Source organism: Sphingomonas sp. LH128, assembly GCF_000293195.2.
Taxonomy (GTDB): domain Bacteria; phylum Pseudomonadota; class Alphaproteobacteria; order Sphingomonadales; family Sphingomonadaceae; genus Novosphingobium; species Novosphingobium resinovorum_A.
This window is the reverse complement of sequence record NZ_ALVC01000380.1, coordinates 1-6,755: the sequence shown is the minus strand read 5'-3', so window position 1 is coordinate 6,755 and position 6,755 is coordinate 1. Positions and strand designations below refer to the sequence as shown.

Genomic DNA, 6,755 nt, shown 5'->3' with positions numbered 1-6,755 from the left:
TGCGCTAAGTAAGGCAGTGTGCGAAGCGTCATGGCGATCTACCATTTCTCCGCCAAGGTTGTGAGCCGTGCGAACGGATCGAGCGCGGTTGCGAGCGCCGCCTATCGTTCCGCGTCCGAGCTGCACGATGACCGCCTTGGGCGTAACCACGACTTCAGCAACAAGGCGGGCGTCATCCATTCCGAGGTGATGTTGCCGGAGGGCGCACCGGAGCGTTTAAACGATCGCGCGACCTTGTGGAACGAGGTGGAAGCAGGCGAGAAGCGCAAGGACGCGCAGCTTGCCCGCGAGGTCGAGTTTTCGATTCCCCGTGAGATGAATGAGAAGCAGGGCGTCCAGCTCGCCCGCGATTTCGTGAAGAAGCAGTTTGTCGATCGCGGTATGGTCGCGGACCTGAACGTGCATTGGGATCATGCGAAGGACGGCTCCCCCAAGCCGCACGCGCATGTCATGCTGGCGATGCGCGATGTGGATCGGCAAGGGTTCGGTAAAAAGAACCGCGACTGGAACGGCACCGAGCTGTTGAAGGACTGGCGCGAGGCGTGGTCGTGCCACGTCAACGAACGCATGGCCGAGCTGGGGCTTGAGGGCCGGATCGACCATCGCTCCTACGAGGCGCAGGGGATCGAGCTTGAGCCGCAGCACAAGATCGGGCCGGCAGGGATGCGACGCCTCGACCGCGGCGAGGATGCCGAGCGCGCCGACGATCACCGGCGCATTGCGCGGGAGAACGGCGCGAAGATTGCGGCCGATCCGCGCGTCGCGCTGGACGGCATCACGCGCAGCCAAGCCACCTTCACCACCCGTGACCTGGCGATGTTCGTGCACCGGCATTCAGACGGCAAGGAGCAGTTCGACCAAGTGATGGGGGCAGTGCGCGCCAGCCCCGAGCTGGTGGCATTGGGGAAGGACGGGCGCGACCAGGAGCGGTTCACGTCGCGCGACATGATCGCGGTGGAGAACCGGCTTGAGCGTGCCGGCGACGAGCTGGCGGGCCGCGCCGAGCATGGTGTCGGCGATCGGCAGCGTGACGCCGCGATCGGCGCGGCCGAGGGCCGGGGCCTTGTCCTGTCGGGCGAGCAGCGGGACGCTTTCGATCACGTGACCGGCAGCGCCGGGCTGGCATCGGTGGTCGGCTATGCCGGTTCGGGCAAGTCGGCGATGCTGGGCGTCGCGCGTGAGGCATGGGAAGGGCAGGGTTACACGGTGCGCGGCGCGGCGTTGTCGGGTATCGCGGCCGAGAATCTTGAAGGCGGGTCGGGCATTCAGTCGCGCACCATCGCCAGCCTTGAACACGCATGGGGGCAGGGGCGCGAGCAACTAGGCCCTGGGCAAGTGCTGGTGGTGGACGAGGCCGGCATGATCGGCTCGCGTCAGATGGAGCGGGTGCTGTCCCAAGCGCGTGATGCCGGGGCCAAGGTCGTGATGGTGGGCGACCCTGAGCAGTTGCAGGCGATCGAGGCGGGCGCGGCGTTCCGCAGCGTCACCGAGCGGCACGGCGCGGCCGAGATCACCGAGATACGCCGGCAGCGCGAGGACTGGCAGCGCGACGCCACGCGCGCGCTGGCGACCGGGCGCACCGGCGAGGCGATCCATGCCTATGACGGCAAGGGCATGGTCCACGCGGCCGACACGCGCTTGGCTGCGCGTAGCGAGCTGGTCGATGGCTGGGATCGCGCGCGCCAGGCCGAACCGGGCAAGAGCCGGATCATCCTCACCCACACCAACGCCGAGGTGCAGAGCCTCAATGGCGAGGCGCGCGACCGGTTGCGCGCGAGCGGCGACCTTGGCGACGACGTGACGGTGAAGGCCGAGCGCGGCGAGCGCCAGTTCGCGACTGGCGACCGCATCATGTTCCTTCGCAACGAGCGGAGCATGGGGGTGAAGAACGGCATGCTTGCGACGATCGAGCGGGTATCGCCCGAGGGGATGGCGGTGCGCCTCGATGACGGGCGCGGCGTTGCGTTCGACACGAAGGACTATGCCCATGTCGATCATGGCTATGCGGCGACGTTCCACAAATCGCAGGGCGTGACGGTGACAAGCGCCTACGTTCTCGCCACCCCCGGCATGGACCGGCACAGCGCCTATGTCGGCATGTCGCGGCACCGTGACGACGTGCAGCTCCACTATGGCCGCGACGACTTCGCCGATCAGCGCCAGCTCGTCCGCGCCCTGTCGCGCGAACGCGGCAAGGACATGGCGAGCGATTACGCCAAGCCCGAGCAGGATCAGGCGCGCGCGTTCGCCGATCGGCGCGAGATCCGGTTCCCGGAACGCGCGCGTGAAATGGTGGCGAAGGTCCGCGACAAGGCGCGGGGCATGTTCGACGGGTTCCGGCCGAAGCCGGCAACCGAGAAGGTGATGTCGCCGGAGCGTGTCGCGGCCGATCGGCCAATGGCACCCTCGCAGGCCCGTGCGATCGAACGTTATGGGCGCGCCGCAGCCGATATAGGCCGGATGAAGGAAAAGCGGTTGCCGGTGCTGGCGCACCAGGAACAGGCGCTGGCGAAGGCCGGCGACGCGCTCGACCAGGTGCGGCCGCATGGCGCGCGTGACCTTGCCAGCGCGATCGAGCGCGACCCCCGGCTCGCGCGTGACGCGGCCGAGGGCAACACGGGCGGCGCGGCCAAGGCGATGGAGGCGGAGCGCCAGGTCCGCATCGACCCGGAGAAGCGCGCTGGACGGTTCGTGGAGCAGTGGCAGGGCATGAAGGAAGCGCAGGCCAGCATGGAACGTGCCGGCGACCGTGCGGGTGCGGAACGGCTCGGCAAGCGCATGGAGAGCATCGCGGGCGGGCTACAACGCGACCCGCAGCTCGAATCCGCGTTGCACCGTCGCGCGCCCGAGCTGGCGTTGAACATGGAGCGGGACCGCTCGATCGGGCAGGGACTCGCGCAGTCGGTCAGCATCGGGCGTGACCGCGACCGTGGCATAAGCCGGTAGGTGACGATGGATACTTCGACAGGCTCAGCACAGGCTGATATTCAGGAAGGCGGCGATCCAGCCGAGGCGTTCGACCGGTTGCGCACCGTGATAGAAGGCCAGGATCGTGAGCTGGCGTTGTTGCGCCGCGCCGTGGAGGGTCTGGCGGCCGAGCGGGCGTATATCGATGTGCCAGACTATACCGAGACGCTGGGGCGGATGCAGCAGGGCGTGGACGCCACGGCCGAGCGGATTGCGGTCATCAGCGACGTGATCGCGCGCAGTCCGGCGCTGGCGATGACGCCCGAGCAGATGGCGCAGCGGATAGCGGCAGCGGGCAGCGCCGCCCGGCGCGAAGACCAGGCGGCACTCGCCAAGGCAGGCGAGGACAAGGCCCGCGTCATGGCCGAGCTTCGCGCCATCGCCGGGTCCGCATGGACGCGGGCCGACCAGAAGAACCGGCAGCTATGGTTCGGGCTTGGCGGGGCAGCGCTCGGCATCCTCGCATGGGCGATTTTGCCCGGCCTCGTCGCGCGCGAGGTTGCGCCGGCGAGCTGGCAATGGCCCGAGCGCATGGCGGCGCGGACGCTCGACCTTCCCCGTTGGGAAGCAGGGCAGCGGATGATGCAAAGCGCGGCACCCGACGCCTTCGCCAACATCGCGGCGGGCGATCGGATCGTGACGGCCAACCGTGTTGTGCTGGAGGCGTGTCGTAAGCGCGCGAACAGAGCGCATGAGGCGGTGCGGTGCACCGTCAACGTGGAAGCCGACAAGGGAACGCGATGAACCAGGCGCGTCACATGCCGGGAACGGCGTCCCGCTCCGGCATGCTTCAATCAGTTATTTCGCGCCGCCCGAAGAAGGCCGGTTAATACCAACGTGCGCTGAGGCTGACTCACATAGGGGATTCCCAATCCGGTGAAAGTCTGACTCAATGGCGTCCTGCACGAGGAGGACGCTGTAATGGGACGGGCGATTGGCTTGCGAGAGGATTTCGACGGGCCGGCGCTGCGGCGCTTGGCACGGATGTCGAAGAGCGCGCCGCAGGCCCGGCGGTTGCTGGCGCTGGCGCAGATCTACGATGGCGGCAGCCGGAGCGATGCGGCTCGGATCGGTGGAGTGACGCTGCAGATCGTGCGCGACTGGGTGATGCGGTTCAACGCCCGTGGTCCCGATGGGCTGCTCGACGGCAAGGCGCCGGGCAAGCGTTCGATCCTCGATGACGCGCAGCGGCGTGCATTGGTCGAGGCGGTGGAGCGCGGGCCGATCCCGGCGATCCATGGTGTCGTGCGATGGCGCCTGATCGATCTGGTGCAATGGCTGCACGAGGAGTTCGCGGTGTCGCTCGACGAGACCACCGTCAGCCGCGAGCTGAAGAAGCTGGGCTATGTGAGGCTCACCGCCCGGCCGCGCCATCACGCGCAGAACGAGCTGGCGATGGACGCCTTCAAAAGGGGGGCTTTGCAACCGAGGTGGCAAAGGTCCGGGCGGCCCTCCCGAAGGGCACACCCATAGAAATCTGGTTTCAGGACGAAGCCCGCGTCGGGCAGAAGAACACGATCACGCGTCGCTGGGCGAGGCGCGGTACGCGGCCCTCAGCGCCCAAGGACCAGCGGACGAAGTCGGCCTACATCTTCGGCGCCATCTGCCCCGAACAGGGCAAGGGCGCCGGGCTGGTCCTGCCCTTCTGCAACACCCAGACGATGACGTTGCATCTGGCCGAGATCGCACTCGCCGTTGCGCCGGGCGCGCACGCTGTGGTGCTCATGGATCAGGCCGGATGGCATATGACCGGCAAGCTCAAGGTCCCCGCCAACATCAGCATCATAGCGCTGCCGGCCAAATGCCCCGAGCTCAACCCGGTCGAGAACATCTGGCAGTTCATGCGCGACAACTGGCTCTCAAACCGCATCTACACGTCCTACGACAACATCGTCGATCACTGCTGTGACGCTTGGAACAAGCTCGTCGATCAGCCCTGGCGCATCATGACCATCGGCCGCCGCAAATGGGCGCGTGAGTTCTGATCAATGCAGATTGGTATAAGTCCCCACTTAAGAAAGATAAGAAGAGAACTGCCGACAAGCCACTTATAAGAGAAACTACCGATAGCGATGGTAACTGGTATTGATATTAACATTAGAACACCTCGTAAAAAACATAAGCAAAATCCTTTGCTCTGTTGATGGAATTGCAGTATTGGCCTACGCCGTTACTGCATCGCCATAATACTGCCGAACCAGCAACGGCGTCCATATGTTTTTTCGAGATGCTCCCTCACCGGCGCGAACCGCCAGCATGAGATCCCGGGGACTTGGGGAGCGGTGGCGCTCCCCAAGTCAGGTCATGCGCTGGCGCCATGCCCTTCGGCGTCACCGTCGTGATCGCCCCAGCCAGCGGCGCGGGCCATGCCGATCAGCGTCTCGATATCGGCGATGGTGGGAATGCGCGCCTGCCCTCGCGCAGGCTGGAGACTGCCATCCGGCCGTCGCCAGATGAACCGGTAGCCACGTTGAAACTCGCCGTCGCCGTAGTCGTAGCGTCCCCACTGGAAACACAGGACCCATCCCTCCTCCCCCTTGGGAAGCCGGACCTCATCAAACACCGTCACCCTAGTCGCAGCCATCAGCGGTTGCCGCTCGGGATGCCGTGCCGGGAGTGTCGCCAGACGACGCCGGAGCGTCACGATCGCCTCGATAGGGACCGTGACGCCCACACCCATCACGCGGCCCGGTTCTGGACTGACCGGATCGGGATGGTGTCGAGCAACGCCTGCCCCGGAGCCTTGGGGCTGCCATCGCCGTTGACGTAGACATAGAGTGTCGTAGTCGTGATCCCGAGCCGCCTGGCGACATCGGCCGCGACCGCGTTGCGGTCGGACATCGCCGCCATCGCCATCGCCAGGGTAGCCCGGTCCATTTTGCGTGGCCGACCACCCATGCGACCACGCGCACGCGCTGCAGCGAGGCCGGCATGGGTGCGTTCGGCGATCAGCTCGCGCTCGAACTCGGCGAATGCCGCGAAGATGCCGAAGGCGAGACGGCCATTGGCAGACGTCGTGTCGATCTGCGCGCCGGCACCGGCCAGCACCTTCAGCCCGATCCCGCGCGACCGGAGATCCTCGGCGGTCGTGACCAGGTGGCGCAGATCGCGGCCGAGCCGGTCGAGCTTCCAGATGACGAGCGTGTTGCCCGGTTGCAGCGCCTTCAGGCAGGCGGTGAGACCTGGCCGGGCATCGTGCCGGCCCGATGCCAGATCCTCGTAAATGCGGGACGGATCGATGCCGACCGCGAGCAGCGCGTCGCGCTGCGGCTCCAGCGTCTGCGTGCCGTCCGACTTCGACACCCGGATATAGGGGTGACTACACGAAAGTGACGTATCTGCACGCTAAGGGCGAACAAATCCGGTACGATGCCAGCAGATGCTATTCGCAGGCTTTCCTGCCCCTTTTATGTGGTGCCGCCCTACGGGCGCCGATATGGGAGGGCGGCAATCCGATTGACCAACGATCGAGGTAGAACCCTGCTCGCCAAATATGTGAGCTGGTTGCCCATCCCCGGTATGGCGAAGGATTGCCGATAAACCAGAGCGTGGACTGCATGGGCCGCGCACCGGTCAACGTCCATCAAACCCAACCTCCCCCACTTCAAATCGCTGAGGGCAGCCATGTCTGTGTCGATTCCACCGGGTGCAAAAGACCCAACACTCACTCCCGTCCCGGCAAGCTCCACGGAAAGCGCTCGCATGAGGGTGCTCACATAGGCTTTCGACGCGCCGTAGACCGCTTGGAAGGGCACGGATGTTTCGCCCGCCAGGCTCGACACGGCGAT

The 6,755-nt window shown here is 66.1% G+C and carries 6 protein-coding genes; 3 read left to right on the top strand and 3 right to left on the bottom strand.

Annotated features, from left to right (window positions below; all coding sequences use genetic code 11):
• Positions 1-30: 30 nt before the first annotated feature.
• The 3 genes from traA (at position 31) to LH128_RS32510 (ending at position 4,952) form a co-directional block, all read left to right on the top strand.
• The gene (gene traA, locus LH128_RS25655) at positions 31-2,946 is read left to right on the top strand and encodes a Ti-type conjugative transfer relaxase TraA (RefSeq protein WP_008832610.1); all 2,916 of its coding nucleotides are present in this window, start codon (positions 31-33) and stop codon (positions 2,944-2,946) included.
• A gap of 6 nt (positions 2,947-2,952) precedes the next feature.
• Positions 2,953-3,711 carry a DUF6118 family protein gene (locus LH128_RS25650; protein ID WP_008832609.1) on the top strand — a complete coding sequence of 253 codons (759 nt, stop codon included), beginning with the start codon at positions 2,953-2,955 and terminating at the stop codon, positions 3,709-3,711.
• Between the two features lie 177 nt (positions 3,712-3,888).
• Positions 3,889-4,952 (top strand): IS630 family transposase gene (locus tag LH128_RS32510; RefSeq protein WP_172705173.1). Its coding sequence is split into 2 segments (ribosomal slippage): positions 3,889-4,380 and positions 4,383-4,952, totalling 1,062 coding nucleotides; the frame shifts between segments, so codons are not numbered across the junction.
• Between the two features lie 317 nt (positions 4,953-5,269).
• Here the strand turns inward: LH128_RS32510 and LH128_RS25635 are convergent.
• The 3 genes from LH128_RS25635 to LH128_RS25625 form a co-directional block, all read right to left on the bottom strand.
• Positions 5,270-5,611: a hypothetical protein gene (locus LH128_RS25635; protein WP_202950131.1), complete on the bottom strand. Its 342-nt coding sequence runs from the start codon at positions 5,609-5,611 to the stop codon at positions 5,270-5,272.
• Positions 5,612-5,646: 35 nt separating this feature from the next.
• Entirely contained in the window at positions 5,647-6,270 is a 624-nt protein-coding gene (locus LH128_RS25630; RefSeq protein ID WP_008832605.1) for a recombinase family protein, read from the bottom strand.
• Positions 6,271-6,389: 119 nt separating this feature from the next.
• Complete coding sequence (locus LH128_RS25625; protein ID WP_327195264.1) at positions 6,390-6,749, bottom strand: SDR family NAD(P)-dependent oxidoreductase; 360 nt, start codon at positions 6,747-6,749, stop codon at positions 6,390-6,392.
• Positions 6,750-6,755 lie beyond the last annotated feature (6 nt).